General features: G+C 73.1%; 6 protein-coding genes and 2 pseudogenes. 4 read left to right on the forward strand and 4 right to left on the reverse strand.

The features are described 5' to 3' along the window. Positions 1-35: 35 nt before the first annotated feature. A pseudogene (locus QMQ26_RS12395) lies at positions 36-3,792 on the reverse strand (ABC transporter ATP-binding protein). A 453-nt stretch (positions 3,793-4,245) separates the two neighbouring features. Further along, positions 4,246-4,704 (reverse strand): annotated as a pseudogene (locus QMQ26_RS12400) (TetR/AcrR family transcriptional regulator); the annotation flags it as partial. 225 nt (positions 4,705-4,929) lie between these two features. Between QMQ26_RS12400 and QMQ26_RS12405 the strand changes: the two are divergent. The 4 genes from QMQ26_RS12405 (at position 4,930) to QMQ26_RS12420 (ending at position 11,238) form a co-directional block, all read left to right on the forward strand. Continuing rightward, complete coding sequence (locus tag QMQ26_RS12405) at positions 4,930-6,531, forward strand: carboxyl transferase domain-containing protein (protein ID WP_282206505.1); 1,602 nt, start codon at positions 4,930-4,932, stop codon at positions 6,529-6,531. 237 nt (positions 6,532-6,768) lie between these two features. Beyond that, entirely contained in the window at positions 6,769-8,949 is a 2,181-nt protein-coding gene (locus QMQ26_RS12410) for an ATP-binding protein (RefSeq protein WP_282205739.1), read from the forward strand. Continuing rightward, positions 8,946-9,980: a hydroxymethylglutaryl-CoA lyase gene (locus tag QMQ26_RS12415; RefSeq protein WP_282205740.1), complete on the forward strand. Its 1,035-nt coding sequence runs from the start codon at positions 8,946-8,948 to the stop codon at positions 9,978-9,980. The genes QMQ26_RS12410 and QMQ26_RS12415 overlap by 4 nt, the downstream gene beginning before the upstream one ends. Positions 9,981-10,047: 67 nt before the next feature. Further along, the gene (locus QMQ26_RS12420) at positions 10,048-11,238 is read left to right on the forward strand and encodes an acyl-CoA dehydrogenase family protein (RefSeq protein WP_282205741.1); all 1,191 of its coding nucleotides are present in this window, start codon (positions 10,048-10,050) and stop codon (positions 11,236-11,238) included. A gap of 10 nt (positions 11,239-11,248) precedes the next feature. On the opposite strand, the gene QMQ26_RS12425 is transcribed toward QMQ26_RS12420, so the two are convergent. Both QMQ26_RS12425 and QMQ26_RS12430 read right to left on the reverse strand, forming a co-directional pair. Continuing rightward, on the reverse strand, positions 11,249-12,043 hold the full coding sequence (locus QMQ26_RS12425; RefSeq protein WP_282205742.1) for a bestrophin-like domain: 795 nt from the start codon (positions 12,041-12,043) through the stop codon (positions 11,249-11,251). A 172-nt stretch (positions 12,044-12,215) separates the two neighbouring features. Continuing rightward, positions 12,216-14,135 (reverse strand): hypothetical protein, encoded by a 1,920-nt coding sequence (locus tag QMQ26_RS12430; RefSeq protein ID WP_282205743.1) that lies wholly within the window; start codon positions 14,133-14,135, stop codon positions 12,216-12,218. Positions 14,136-14,333 lie beyond the last annotated feature (198 nt).

Raw genomic sequence — 14,333 nt, forward strand, 5'->3', positions numbered from 1 at the left:
GGCGGTCCGGCTCCGCAGCCGTGTGGCGCCGTGGCTCAGCCGAGGGCCGTGGCGGGGGCCGGTGCCGGGTGCCCCTCCGCGGTGAAGGCGTTCCACAGCTTGGCGTAGGTGCCGTCGCGGTCGAGCAGTTCGGTGTGGGTGCCGTCCTCCACCACGCGGCCGTGGTCCAGGACGACGACCCGGTCGGCGCGTTCGGCGGTGGTGAGCCGGTGGGCGATGACCAGGGTGGTGCGTCCGCCGCTGAGCCGGTCGGCGGCGTGGTTGACGGCTGCTTCGCTGGCGAGGTCGAGTGCGGCGGTGGCCTCGTCGAGGAGCAGGATGTCGGGGTCGACCAGTTCGGCCCGGGCGAGGGCGATGAGCTGGCGCTGGCCCGCGGAGAGGTTGCGGCCGCGGGGCGCGACCTGGTGGTGGTAGCCGCCGGCCAGCCGGGTGATCGTGTCGTGCGCGCCGACCGCCTTGGCCGCCGCTTCGACCTCGGCGTCGCTCGCGTCGGGGCGGCCGTAGGCGATGGCGTCGCGGACCGTCCCGGCGAAGAGGTAGGCCTCCTGCGGGACGACGCCGAGCCGGTGCCGGTACTCGTCCAGGTCGTAGCTGGTGAGGTCGGTGCCGTCCACCCGTAGGGTGCCGCCGGTGGCGTCGTAGAACCGGGCGACCAGTTTGACCAGGGTGGACTTGCCCGCGCCGGTCTCGCCGACCAGGGCGACGGTCTGGCCGGGCGGGATGTGCAGGTCGATGCCGGAGAGCACCTCGGGGTTGCCCTCGCCGCCGCCGTTGTAGGCGAAGCTGACGTTCCGGAAGTCGATGTCGCCGCGCAGCGCGCCGACCGGGACGGGGTGCTCGGCCTGGGGGGTGCTGGTGGGGGTGCGCATCAGGTCGCGGATTCGGCCGAGGCCGACGGCGGCCTGCTGGTAGCCGTCGAAGATCTGCGAGAGCTGGTTGACGGGCGCGAAGAACAGGTCGATGTAGAGCAGGTAGGCGACCAGGGCGCCGATGGTGAGGGTGCCGTCGTCGACCCGGGAGGCTCCGGCGATCAGCACCAGTGCGGAGGCGACGCTGGAGAGGAACTGCACGAACGGGAAGTACAGCGAGATGTAGAACTGGGCCTTGGCCCGGGCCTGCCGGTAGGCGAGGCCCCGCTCGACGAACCGCTCGGTGTTGGCGTCCTGGCGGCGGAACGCCTGGACGATCCGCATGCCGGCGACGTTCTCCTGCAGGTCCGCGTTGACGTTGCTGATCAAGTCCCGGGAGACCTGGTACTGCTGGGCGGACTTCTTGCGGAACACCAGCGTGGCGACGACCAGCGGCGGGAGCACCGCGAAGACCACCAGGGCGAGGCCGGGGTCGATCACGATCAGGGCGGCGAAGATGCCGAAGAAGGTGAGGACGCTGACCACGGCGGTGACCACGCCGGTCTGCAGGAAGGAGGAGATGGAGTCGACGTCGGTGGTCATCCGCGTCATGATCCGGCCGGTCAGTTCCCGCTCGTAGTAGTCGAGGCCGAGCCGGTTGAGGTGCGCGAAGATCTTCAGCCGCAGGGTGTAGAGGACGCGTTCGCCGGTGCGGCCGGAGATCCGGCTCTCGGTGGCCTGCACCAGCCAGTCGAGCAGGACGACGGCGAGGGCCAGCAGGGAGGCGACCGCGACGCCGCCGAGCGCGGCCTTGCTGACGCCGTCGTCGATGCCGTGCCGGATCAGGACCGGCAGGGTGAGCCCGGCGGCGGTGTCCAGCGCGACCAGGAACAGGGCGAGCAGCAGGGGGCGGCGGAAGGGGGCGAGCAGCCGGGCGAGGCTGAACCGGGGGTCGGCGGCCTCGGCCCGTTCGACCGGGATGTCGGGGGTGTCGGTCGCGGGCGGCAGGGCGGCGACCTTGGCGAGCAGTTCGGCGTCCGCGCCGGACTTCTCGGCCGCGGCGGCGGGTGCGGCAGGGGCGGTGCGTGCTGCGGGCGCGGCGGTTTCGGCTCCGGTGGCCCGCTCGGGCTCGGCTCCGCGGGTGGGGGCGGGGGCGGCCAGCGCGTCCGGGTCGGTGATCAGCGACCGGTAGCGCGGACATCGGGCGGTGAGCTCCTCGTGCGTGCCGAGGTCGATCAGCCGGCCGGCATCCAGGACGGCGATCCGGTCGGCGAGCTGGAGGGTGGAGCGGCGGTGGGCGATCAGCAGGGTGGTGCGGCCGGCCATCACGCTGTGCAGCGCGTCGTGGATCTCCGCCTCGATCTGCGGGTCGACCGCGGAGGTGGCGTCGTCGAGCAGCAGGAGGCGCGGGTCGGTGAGGACGGCGCGGGCGAGCGCGATGCGCTGGCGCTGGCCGCCGGAGAGGGTGAGGCCCTGCTCGCCGACCTTGGTGTCGTAGCCGTCGGGGAGCTCCCGGATGAAGGCGTCGGCCTGGGCGATCCGGGCGGCGGCCTCGATCTGCTCCTCGGTGGCCTCGGGGTGCCCGTAGGAGATGTTCGTCCGGACGCTCTCGGAGAACAGGAAGCTCTCCTCGGGCACGATGCCGATGGTGGCGCGCACCGAGTCGAGGGTGAGCTCCCGGACGTCCTGCCCGAACAGCCGGACCGTGCCGGACGTGGGTCGTAGAAGCGGGGCACCAGCTGGGCGACGGTGGACTTGCCGGACCCGGACGCGCCGACCAGGGCCAGCGTCTCCCCCTGGGCGAGCCGCAGGCTGAGTCCCTCCAGCACCGGGGTGCCGTCGGGGACGCTGCCCGGCTCGGGGTGCTCCTCGGCGCGGTAGTGGAAGTCGACCCGGTCGAGCTCCAGCGCGGGGGTGCCGGGCGGCGCTGCGGCCGGGTCGAGCGGGTGGGCGCCGACGGCGTCGGCGACCAGCGGGCGCTGGTCGATCAGCTGCAGGACGCGCTCCACTCCGGCGCGGGCCTGCTGGCCGACGGTGATCACCATGGCGAGCATCCGGACCGGGCCGGTCATCTGCGCCAGGTAGGTGGAGAAGGCGACGAAGGTGCCGAGCGTGACGCTGCCCCGGACCGCCAGCCAGCCGCCGACGGCGAGCACCGCGACCTGCCCGAGCGCGGGGACGGCCTGCATGGCCGGGGTGTAGCGGGCGTTCAGCCTGATCGACCGGAGCCGGGCGGCGAACAGCTCGCGCGAGGCGCGCTCCAGCTTGCCGCGTTCCTGGGCCTCCTGGCCGAAGCCCTTGACCACCCGGACGCCGCCGATCGCGGCGTCCACCACGCCCGCGACCTCGGCGGCCTGCTGCTGGGCGGCCCAGGTGGCGGGGAACAGGCGCTTGCGGCTGAACGTGGCCATCCACCACAGGACCGGGCCCATCACCAGGGCGATCAGGGTGAGCGGCGGGGACAGCCAGAGCATGACCACCAGCGACATGCCGAACATCAGGGCGTAGCCCGTCATCATCGGCATCATCGACAGCAGGCCGTTGACCAGTTGCAGGTCGGAGGTGGCCCGGCCGACCACCTGGCCGGTGTCCAGCCGGTCCTGCCGGTGGCCGTCGAGGCCGGTCAGTGAGCGGAACAGGTCGGCGCGCAGGTCGTGCTGGACGTCCAGCGCGAGCTGTCCGCCGTAGTAGCGCCGGATCTGGGTGCAGAGGAACACCACCGCCGCCGCGACCAGCAGCAGTACGCCCACGGGGTGAGCGGACGGCTGTGCGTGGTGATCACGTCATCGATGATCAGCTTGGTGATGAGCGGGACGATCGCCGTGATCGCCATGCCCACCAGGGAAGCCCCGAAGGACAGCAGCAGGTTGCGACGGTAGCGCCAGCAGTAGCCACCGAGCCGGCGGAGCCAAGTTCGCTCTGGGAAACCATGAGTCTCGGGCATATTTAGTGATGCTAACCATTCGGCCGGTCGAGCGTCCATCGGGTTCGAGGGGCGCATGGGAGGCTGAACGACCTGGGGCCGAGCTTCCTTCCCGTCTACAGGTTGCCCGCGCTGTGCGGTGGTGCGCCTCAGGCGATCGGCTAGACCTGGGTCAGCCGATCGTCCTAGGCGAGGGGTGGAGACAGCTCCACCCCATCGACCGCGGGGTACCGGTACCGGCAGGTCAGGCGGTCGGCCGGTCCTGTCCGACCTCGGCGGCGGCCGCCACGAACGCCCCTGGGCGAGCGCGCGCAACAGGGCCGCCATGCTGTCGCGGGCCAGCCCGGACCGCTCGGGGACCGGCTCGGCCTGGGCCCCCTGGGTGCCCTGGGGCGGCTGCGGCGCGGCGCTGTGCGGGGTGGAGTTGAGCAGGCCGAACACCGCGTGCACGGCGGCGCGGGCGAGCGGCTCCGCCTCGGGCGCGGCCAGGGGCGGGAACGCCTCGCGCACCACCGTGACCCAGAGTTCGACGTAGCCGCGCTGGAGCCGGCGCACCCGGCGGCGGTCGTCCTCCTTGAGGTGGAGCAGCTCGCGGTCGTGGAGGGTGATCAAGTCCCGGTCGTCCAGGGCGAAGTCGATGTGCCCGTCGATCAGGGAGTCCAGCGCGGCCCGCGGCCCGGCGGCCTCGCCCTCGCGCCGCCGCCCCTCGTCCAGCAGGCGCTCGCTGATGCCGACCAGGAGGTCGGCGAGCATGGCGTCCTTGCCCGCGAAGTGCCGGTACAGCCCGGGTCCGCTGATGCCGACCGCCTTGCCGATCTCGTCGACGCCGACTCCGAGGAAACCGCGGGCGGCGAACAGCCTGGCGGCCTCTTTCCGGATCTGGTCACGGCGTGGGAGCGCGGGGGCGGCGGGGCGGTTGGGCATGCTGCCCATCGTAGACAGTCGGGTTATCCATGGTTAACCTGGCCGCAGAGTTAACGCTCATTAACACGGGCTGGCCGGTTCGCCCTTCGGCCTGCCCGGATCCGATCCGAGGGGCAAGGGAGCTCTTGGGATGGTCCTCTCTTCGGCACAGAGCCTTCCGTGGTCCGCCGCCTCCGCGCGGGGCACGGTGCCGGCCGCCCCGCCGTTCGCCGCCGCCGACGCACCGGCCCCCGGCTGGAGGGCGCGGTCGACCCGTCCGCCCCGGCCGGGCTGGCCAACGCGCAGGCGCACCGGGAACTGGTCGCCGAGCTGCGCGGCAAGCTCGCGGCGGCGGCGCTCGGTGGCGGCGAGAAGGCGCGCGCCAAGCACGTCGCCCGCGGCAAACTCCTGCCCCGGGAGCGGGTGGACACCCTGCTCGACCCCGGCTCGCCGTTCCTCGAACTGGCCCCGCTCGCCGCCGACGGGCTGTACGACGGGGCCGCCCCGGCAGCGGGGGTGATCGCCGGGATCGGCCGGGTCGCCGGACGCGAGGTCCTGGTGGTGGCGAACGACGCCACGGTCAAGGGCGGCACGTACTACCCGATGACGGTCAAGAAGCACCTGCGCGCGCAGGAGGTGGCGCTGGAGAACCGGCTGCCCTGCGTCTACCTGGTGGACTCCGGCGGGGCGTTCCTGCCGATGCAGGACGAGGTGTTCCCGGACCGCGACCACTTCGGGCGGATCTTCTACAACCAGGCGCGGCTGTCCGCCGCCGGAATCCCGCAGATCGCGGCGGTGCTGGGCTCCTGCACCGCGGGCGGCGCGTACGTGCCCGCGATGAGCGACGAGGCGGTGATCGTCCGAAACCAGGGCACCATCTTCCTGGGCGGGCCCCCGCTGGTGAAGGCCGCGACCGGCGAGGTGGTGACCGCCGAGGAACTGGGCGGCGGCGACCTCCACTCCCGCACCTCGGGCGTGACCGACCACCTGGCGGAGGACGACGCGCACGCGCTCTCCATCGTCCGCACCATCGTGGCCGGGCTCGGCCCGCGCGCCGCCAAGCCGTGGCCGCTCGCCCCGGTCGAGCCGCCCGCGGTCGACCCGGCCGGGTTGTACGGCGTGGTGCCGGTGGACCCGCGCACCCCCTACGACGTGCGCGAGGTGATCGCCCGGCTGGTGGACGGCAGCCGGTTCGCCGAGTTCAAGGCCGAGTACGGCACCACCCTGGTGACCGGGTTCGCCCGGATTCACGGCCACCCGGTCGGCATCGTCGCCAACAACGGCGTCCTGTTCGCCGAGTCCGCGCTCAAGGGCGCGCACTTCATCGAGCTGTGCGACCAGCGCGGCATCCCCCTCCTCTTCCTGCAGAACATCACCGGATTCATGGTGGGCCGCCAGTACGAGGCCGGCGGCATCGCCAAGCACGGCGCCAAGATGGTCACCGCGGTGGCCTGCACCCGGGTGCCCAAGCTGACGGTGGTGATCGGCGGCTCGTACGGGGCGGGCAACTACTCGATGTGCGGCCGGGCCTACTCACCCCGCTTCCTGTGGATGTGGCCGAACGCGAAGATCTCCGTGATGGGCGGCGAGCAGGCGGCGTCGGTGCTGGCCACCGTCCGCCGCGACCAGGTGGAGGCCCGCGGCGAGGACTGGTCCACCGAGGACGAGGACGAGTTCAAGCGCCCCGTCCGCGAGCAGTACGAGCGCCAGGGCAACGCCTACTACGCCACCGCCCGGCTGTGGGACGACGGTGTGATCGACCCGCTGCAGACCCGTACCGTGCTCGGCCTGGCGCTCACTGCCTGCGCCAACGCTCCGCTCGCCGAACCGCGCCCGTTCGGGGTCTTCCGCATGTGACGCCCCGCCGCCCGACCGGCCGCGCCGCTCCTCCCGGAGCCGGCCGGCCGGACCGCCGCCACCGACCGGCCCGGGCAGATCCGGCCCGGGCAGATCCGGCCCAGGACAGAACCGGCCCGGCACAGAACAAGCCCGGGTCAGGACCGGCCCGACGGCCCGCACCGGCCGCCGGGGCCAGCACTAGTGCTATTTCGCCAACTCGCCCACCGTTCCCTTCCTGACGGAGGAACACCTCTCATGTTCGACACCGTGCTCGTCGCCAACCGCGGCGAGATCGCGCTGCGAGTGATCCGCACCCTGCGGAGGCTGGGCGTGCGGTCGGTCGCCGTGCACAGCGACGCGGACGCCGACGCCCCGCACGTCCGGGCCGCCGACCTCGCGGTCCGGCTCGGGCCCGCCGACCGCAGCGACAGCTCGGCCGCCGGGACGTACCTGCGCGCCGACCTGATCCTGGACGCCGTCCGCCGGACCGGCGCGCAGGCCGTCCACCCCGGCTACGGGTTCCTTGCCGAGAACTCCGCGTTCGCCGAAGCCTGCACCCGGGCCGGGCTGGTCTTCATTGGCCCGCCGCCGGCCGCGGTGGAACTGATGGGCGACAAGATCAACGCCAAGGAGGCCGTCCGGACCGCCGGGGTGCCCGTCGTGCCCGGCAGCGAGGACGGCTCGCCCAGCGACGAGCAGCTGATCGAGGCGGCGACCCGGATCGGCTACCCGGTGCTGCTCAAGCCCTCGGCCGGCGGCGGCGGCAAGGGCATGCGGCTGGTCCGCGACCCGGCCGAGCTGCCCGCCGAGCTCGCCGCGGCCCGCCGGGTGGCCCGTACCGCGTTCGGTGACGACACCCTGTTGTTGGAGCGCTGGGTCGACCAGCCCCGGCACATCGAGGTCCAGGTCCTGGCCGACACCCACGGCCGGACCGTCCACCTCGGCGAGCGCGAGTGCAGTCTGCAGCGCCGCCATCAGAAGCTCATCGAAGAGGCCCCTTCCGTCCTGTTGAACCCTCGGACCCGCGCCGCGATGGGCGCGGCCGCGGTGCGCGCCGCCGAAGCCTGCGGCTACACCGGCGCCGGCACGGTCGAGTTCATCGTCCCCGGCGGCGATCCTGCGGGACCGGGAGCGGACGACGTCCTCGACTTCTTCTTCATGGAGATGAACACCCGCCTCCAGGTGGAACACCCCGTCACCGAACTGGCCGTCGCCGTGGCCGGGCCCGACGGCCCGCAACGGCTCGACCTGGTCGAGTGGCAGCTGCGCGTCGCCGCGGGCGAGGCACTGCCGTTCGCCCAGTCGGACATCTCCTTCCTGGGCCACGCGATCGAGGCCCGGATCTGCGCCGAGGACCCGGAACGGGACTTCCTGCCCACCGGCGGCGAGGTACTGCTGCTGGACGAGCCCTCCGGGGAGGGCGTCCGGGTGGACTCCGGAATCGCACCCGGTGACCGGATCGGCAGCCTGTACGACCCGATGCTCGCCAAGGTGATCGCGTACGGGCCCGACCGCCCGACCGCGATCCGTCGGCTGCGGGCCGCACTCGCCGAGACCCGCATCCTGGGCGTCACCACCAACACCGGCTACCTGCGCCGGCTGCTGGCGCAGCCCGAGGTGACGGCAGGGCGGCTCGACACCGGACTGGTGGAACGCAGTGCCCAGCAGGACGCCTCCCTGCTGAGCTCCCCGTACACCCGTCCCGAGTCGATCGACCTGCTCCACTTCGCCGCCGCACTGCTGCGGCAGCTCGAACTCGGCCGCGCCGGCGCCTCCGACGGCTGGACCGATCCCTTCTCCCTCCCTTCCGGCTGGCGGCTCGGTGGCGAGGCCGCGTGGACCACGCACCGGCTCCGGCTGCCCGGCCGCGAACCGGTCACCGTGAGCTGTCGAATGATTACCAGTGGCGAAATCGAGAGCGCTATCGGTTTTTCCGCGACGTCTTCCCCCGAGTGGGAGGTGCGGCTGGGTGACGCGCCGGCCCGGCGGGCCCGCGCGAGTCTCGACGGAGACCTGCTGCGCCTTGCGGTGGACGGGTTGCAGGCCACTTTCACGGTCGCCTCGGAGCGCACCCCGGAGGGCGCCGTCCACTGGCTGGGCGTCGACGGCGACGCCTGGCCCGTTCACCCGTTCGACGTAACCGCCGAGCGCGCCGCGGCCGGCGCCGCCCACCAGGGCACCCTCACCGCGCCGATGCCCGGCACCGTCACGGTGGTGAAGGTCGAGCCCGGCGAGCGGGTGAACCGGGGGCAGGCCCTGCTGGTCCTGGAGGCGATGAAGATGGAGCACGTCATCTCTGCGCCGCACGACGGCACCGTCGAGGACCTGCGGGTCGCCGCCGGCGCGACGGTGGCCATGGACGCCCCCCTGGTGACGGTCACGGCGGCCGAGGAGCCGTCCGCCCCCGCCGCGCCCCTCCCGGAGGCGGCCCGATGACCGCCACGCCGTCCGGGCCGACCGCCCCCGCGTCCACGCCCACCACCACGCCCTCCGCCGCAGCCGAACCGACCGTGCTGGAGCTCGGCCTCCCGCAGCCGGTGCGCGATCCCGGGCTGCCCGCCCGGGTCCGCATCCACGAGGTCGGCGCGCGCGACGGGCTGCAGAACGAGGCGGCCCGCGTCCCCGTCGAGGTGAAGGCCGAGTTCATCGCCCGGCTCGCCGCCGCCGGGCTGCGCACCGTCGAGGCGACCAGCTTCGTCCACCCCAAGTGGGTGCCGCAGCTGGCGGACGCCGAGGAGCTGATGCCCCGGCTGGCCGACCTGCCCGCGCGGTACCCGGGCCTGCGGCTGCCCGTGCTGGTGCCCAACGAGCGCGGGCTGGACCGGGCGCTGGCGCACCACGCCGCCGAGGTCGCGGTGTTCGCCAGCGCCACCGAGACCTTCGCCCGGCGCAACCTCAACCGCTCGGCGGACGAGGCGATGGCGATGTTCCGTCCGGTGGTCGGGCGTGCCGCGGACGCCGGGATCGCGGTGCGCGGCTACCTGTCGATGTGCTTCGGCGACCCGTGGGAGGGCCCGGTGCCGGTCGAACAGGTGGTCCGCCACGGCCTGGCGCTGCTGGAGATGGGCTGCGCCGAGCTGAGCCTCGGCGACACCATCGGCGTCGCCACCCCCGGCCACGTCAACGCGCTGCTCGACGCGTTCACCCGTTCCGGCGTACCGGTCGAACGGCTGGCCGTGCACTTCCACGACACCTACGGGCAGGCGCTCGCCAACACGCTGGCGGCGCTGCGCTCCGGCGTGACCGTGGTGGACGCGTCGGCCGGCGGACTCGGCGGCTGCCCGTACGCCAAGAGCGCAACCGGCAACCTCGCCACCGAGGACCTCGTCTGGATGCTGCACGGCCTGGGCATCGAGACCGGCGTGGACCTCGCGGCACTCGCCGCGACCAGCGGTTGGATGGCCCGTCACCTCGGTCGCCCCAGCCCGTCGAGGACGGTCAACGCCCTACTCGGGCCGACGTCCTGATCCCCGACACCCTCCGACTCCCCACCCTCACCAGGCCCACCAGGCCGCGATCCCGGGAGGATCAGCCGTGCTCGACCACCGCCTGAGCAGTGAGTACGAGGAACTCCGCCGCACCGTCGAGGAGTTCGCCAACGATGTGATTGCGCCGAAGATCGGCGAATACTACGAGCAGAATGAATTCCCGTACGAAATCGTCCGGGAAATGGGGCGGATGGGCCTGTTCGGACTGCCGTTCCCCGAGGAGTACGGCGGCATGGGCGGCGACTACTTCGCGCTCTGCCTGGTCCTGGAGGAGCTGGCCCGGGTCGACTCCTCGGTGGCGATCACCCTGGAGGCCGCGGTCTCGCTCGGCGCGATGCCGATCCACCTCTTCGGCACCGAGGAGCAGAAGCGCGAGTGGCTGCCGAAGCTGACCTCCGGCGAGCTGCTCGGCGCCTTCGGCCTGACCGAGCCCGAGGGCGGCACGGACGCCGGGGCGACCCGGACTACCGCGCGCTACGACGAGGCCACCGACGAGTGGGTGATCAACGGCAGCAAGTGCTTCATCACCAACTCCGGCACCGACGTCACCGGGCTCGTCACCGTCACCGCACTGACCGAACCGATCACACATTCGAGTGATGGATCGTCAAATCACTCGCCCACCAGGGAAATCTCCTCCATCATCGTTCCCACTGGGACTCCCGGGTTCCAGGTGTCGAAGAAGTATTCGAAGGTCGGGTGGAACGCCTCGGACACCCGCGAACTGTCCTTCACCGACTGCCGCGTACCCGCCGCCAACCTGCTCGGACGCCGAGGCCGCGGTTACGCCCAGTTCCTGCGCATCCTCGACGAGGGCCGCATCGCCATCGCGGCCCTGGCCACCGGCCTGGCCCAGGGGTGCGTCGACCAGTCCCTCTCGTACGCCGCCGCCCGCCGCGCCTTCGGCCGGCCGATCGGCGCCAACCAGGTCATCCAGTTCAAGCTCGCCGACATGGAGACGCGCGCGCACACCTCCCGCCTGGCCTGGCGGGACGCCGCCTCCCGGCTGCTGCACTCCGAGCCCTTCAAGAAGGAGGCAGCCATCGCCAAGCTGTACGCGTCCGAGGCCGCGGTCGACAACGCCCGCGAGGCGACCCAGATCCACGGCGGCTACGGCTTCATGAACGAGTACCCGGTCGCCCGCATGTGGCGCGACTGCAAGATCCTGGAGATCGGCGAGGGAACTTCGGAGGTCCAGCGGATGCTCATCGCCCGTGAACTCGGCATGACGTCCTGAACCGCACCGGTCAGGACGGGAACGGGGGCAGGGCCGAGGCCCCGGCGTTGCGGTCGATCTGGTCGTAGCGCTCCAACGCCAGTTGGAACGCCGTCGGCTGGACGCGCGCCGCGCCGGAGAACGGCCCGCTCATCACCGCCACCATGCTCACCCCGAACGCCACGGAGGCGCCCACGAAACACATCAGCACCAGGTTCCGCGGGTTGGAGGTCAGCCCGATCACCGAGGGGGTGGCCAGCACGAACACGGCCCCCACCAGCAGACCACCGATCGCCAGCGCGGGCACGGACGCACGGAGATCACCCAGCCGCGCGTTCCGCTTGGCGTTGACGTCGGACAGGCTCCGCAGCACATCGGTCCGGGCACTCGCCTCGGCCTGGCTGTGCACGGCGGCTCGGTCGACGGCGGCCCGCACCTGGTCGACCGCCCGCCAGGCGGCCTGACTCCCGGTGCCGTGCCGCATGGTGGCCCACTCGTCGTCGATCACCACCCCGGTGTAGGTCCGCAGCCTGTCCCGCACGGCGGGGCGGTCGGCCTCGGGCAGGCCACCGGCGGTCCAGTAAGCCTCCGTGAGGGCCCGCGACTCCTCATAGGTGTGCTGGCGCGCCGAGTTCAGCTGCTGCCAGGTGCCCGCGATGCTGAACCCCAGGAAGAGCGCGAAGAAGCCGAGGATCGCCGCCCCGGCAAAGGACATCGCCTGCGGTGTCGTCGCCCCTTCCCGGGCCCGCTTGGTCCGCCCCAGCAGCAGGCCGATCACCAGCGCCAACGCCGCACCCGACACCGCGGCGAGGGCGACGGTCAGCATCGCGGCCCGACCGTGTCGGCGGCTGCGCCTGCCCTGCCGCCGGCCTCAGGAGCGTGCTCCGAACCGTTCCTTGACTCGACAAGAATGCCAACAGGGCTGCTGGGGCGGGGACGCCGTGTGCTCCGCCGCGGTGTCACCGCCACCGCTGCCCGCGCCGTCGCTGTCACCGTGGTCACGGCCGTCCTCGCCGACCGCGGTTCCGTGTGGTGAAGGCCGCCGCCAGCACGCACAGCACCGGCAGGAGGATCGCCAGCAGGAGCATCATCACCTCGGCGCCGTCCCAGGTGTCGTCCTCATCTCCCCGGGGCCGCTCCTCCTCCGCGAACTGGCTCTGCGCCTGCACGCCCGGGGACCGGCCCGTGGCGGGCGCCGACGGCTGCCGGCCCACCGCGGTGCCGGAGGCCCGGTCGGTCTCCCGGCTCGGGCCGGAGGCAGGGGTGGAGACGAGGGCGGAGGAAGACGCGAGGGCGGAGGCGATCCGGCTGTCCGTCGTGCGCGCCGCCGGGTTTCCGGAGAAGGGGTTCGCCGCACCGGACCGTCCCGGCGCGGCGAAGGGTGAGGCGGGCCGGGCGAAGGCGGTCCCGCCCGGCAGCAGCACCGGCGCCTGGCCGGGGAGGAACGGTACGAGCAGCTGCCCTGCCAGGGCCGGGGCTCCCGCCGCGAGCTGCGCCTGCCCTGCGACGCCGGGCTGCTGCCCGACCGCGGCAGCCTCCGGTCGGGTGCCGGGCGGGACGGAGACCGGGAACAGCCCGGGCGGGACGGTGTCGTTCGAGAGCGTCGGAGCCGTGCCCGTAGCTGCGGTGCCACTGCTGCCCGTCGCGCCGGGAGTAGCAGGCCCGGCAGCGGTAACCGCCCCGCCACCCTGCCCCTGGCCCGATCCCGCTCCGGGTCCTGCTCCTGCTCCCGGTCCGGTGGCGGGACCCGAGCCGGGGGTGGTGCCCGGCCCGGTCGCGGTTCCGGAGCTTTCACCGGAACCCCCGCCGGGCCCCGAGCCGGAACCGACTCCCTGGCCGACGGGGACGGGCTCGGTCGGCTCCGGGTTGGACGGGGTCGGTCGCAGCCCGTCGTAGGCCCCGTCCGCCTCGGCGGAGACCTGGCGGGATGCTTGGCGGTTGCCGTCCGGGCCGACGGTCGCGTCGTCCGCCAGGCCGACCGCCCGGGCCGTACCGGTCTGGCGTCCCGGGCGGGCGGTTCCCGTTGCCCGGCAGTCGACGGGCTGCCCGGGGGAAAGGGTGTGCCCACCGTCCGGGCCCGCACAGTCCACCGTGCCCAGGCCGGGTAGTCCCTCGGTGACCGAGGCCGCGGTGATCGGGACGTCACCGAACGCCTCCAGGCGGTACTGGAGTTCAACGGTGCCGCTGACACCGGTCACCGCCCTGGTCGCAGGCCGGGTGGCCGCACCGGTCGTGGGCCCGGAGGCGGTTTCGGTCGCGGTTCCGGTCGCGGATTCGATCGCGGATTCGATCGCGGATCCCGGGACGGATGCGCGAGTGGATTCGAGGATGGATCGGCGGAGGTCGCTCGGGGGCGTTCGAGGTGCGGACCGGCGGGACAGGCCCGTGCCGCCGGGCGTGCCCACCCGGGTGAGCCGGATGCCTGCGGCGATGCCTAGGTAGCCGGTGGGTGCTTCGGCGTGCGCCTGCGGCAGGTGGTCGGGCGCATCGGCGACTGCCGCGACCTGCGCGGTCTGCGGACCGGCCGCGACGGTGAAGGTGGCGGTGCAGTCGAGGGTGCCGCCGGACGGGATGCTCCGGTCGGCGCCGCACGAGAGCAGCCCGCCGGGGAGTTGGGGGTCGCTCAGCACCACGCTGCCGAGCGGGTACTCGGCGTGGTTGCTCAGGTGGTACGTGCGGGTGGCGGGCTCCCCCGCACGGAGCCGCACGCCGGGGTCGGTGCCGGCGTTGGTGCTGACGCTCAGCCTCAACTCGTTGTGCACCTCGCCACCGCGGGTGGTGCCCGCCTCCGACGTCCAGGTGCCGAGGACAGCCGGAGCCAGCAGCGCGATCCCGAGCACGGTGGGCACGGGGCGGCGTGGTGCGGCTGCGGCGAGGCGCCATCCAGCAGTCAGTACGTCGATATGACGATTGGTCACTTTGGCATGATCGGCCAAGAGGGCGATCTTCCCTTGGCGCGGCGCACCGGTGTGGTGGGGAACGACTCGATCGGCCGATACCGCCAGGTCACGCGGTGGCAGCCCCCGTCCTGGCGGTGGGGCTGCCGGAGGGCGGGACGGGGGCGGAGGCGGGCGCGGGGTAGGGACGGCTGCGTATGGCTCGCTCGCCCGCCCACC

The sequence above is a fragment of the Kitasatospora fiedleri genome (assembly GCF_948472415.1).
In the GTDB taxonomy this organism is placed as follows: domain Bacteria; phylum Actinomycetota; class Actinomycetes; order Streptomycetales; family Streptomycetaceae; genus Kitasatospora; species Kitasatospora fiedleri.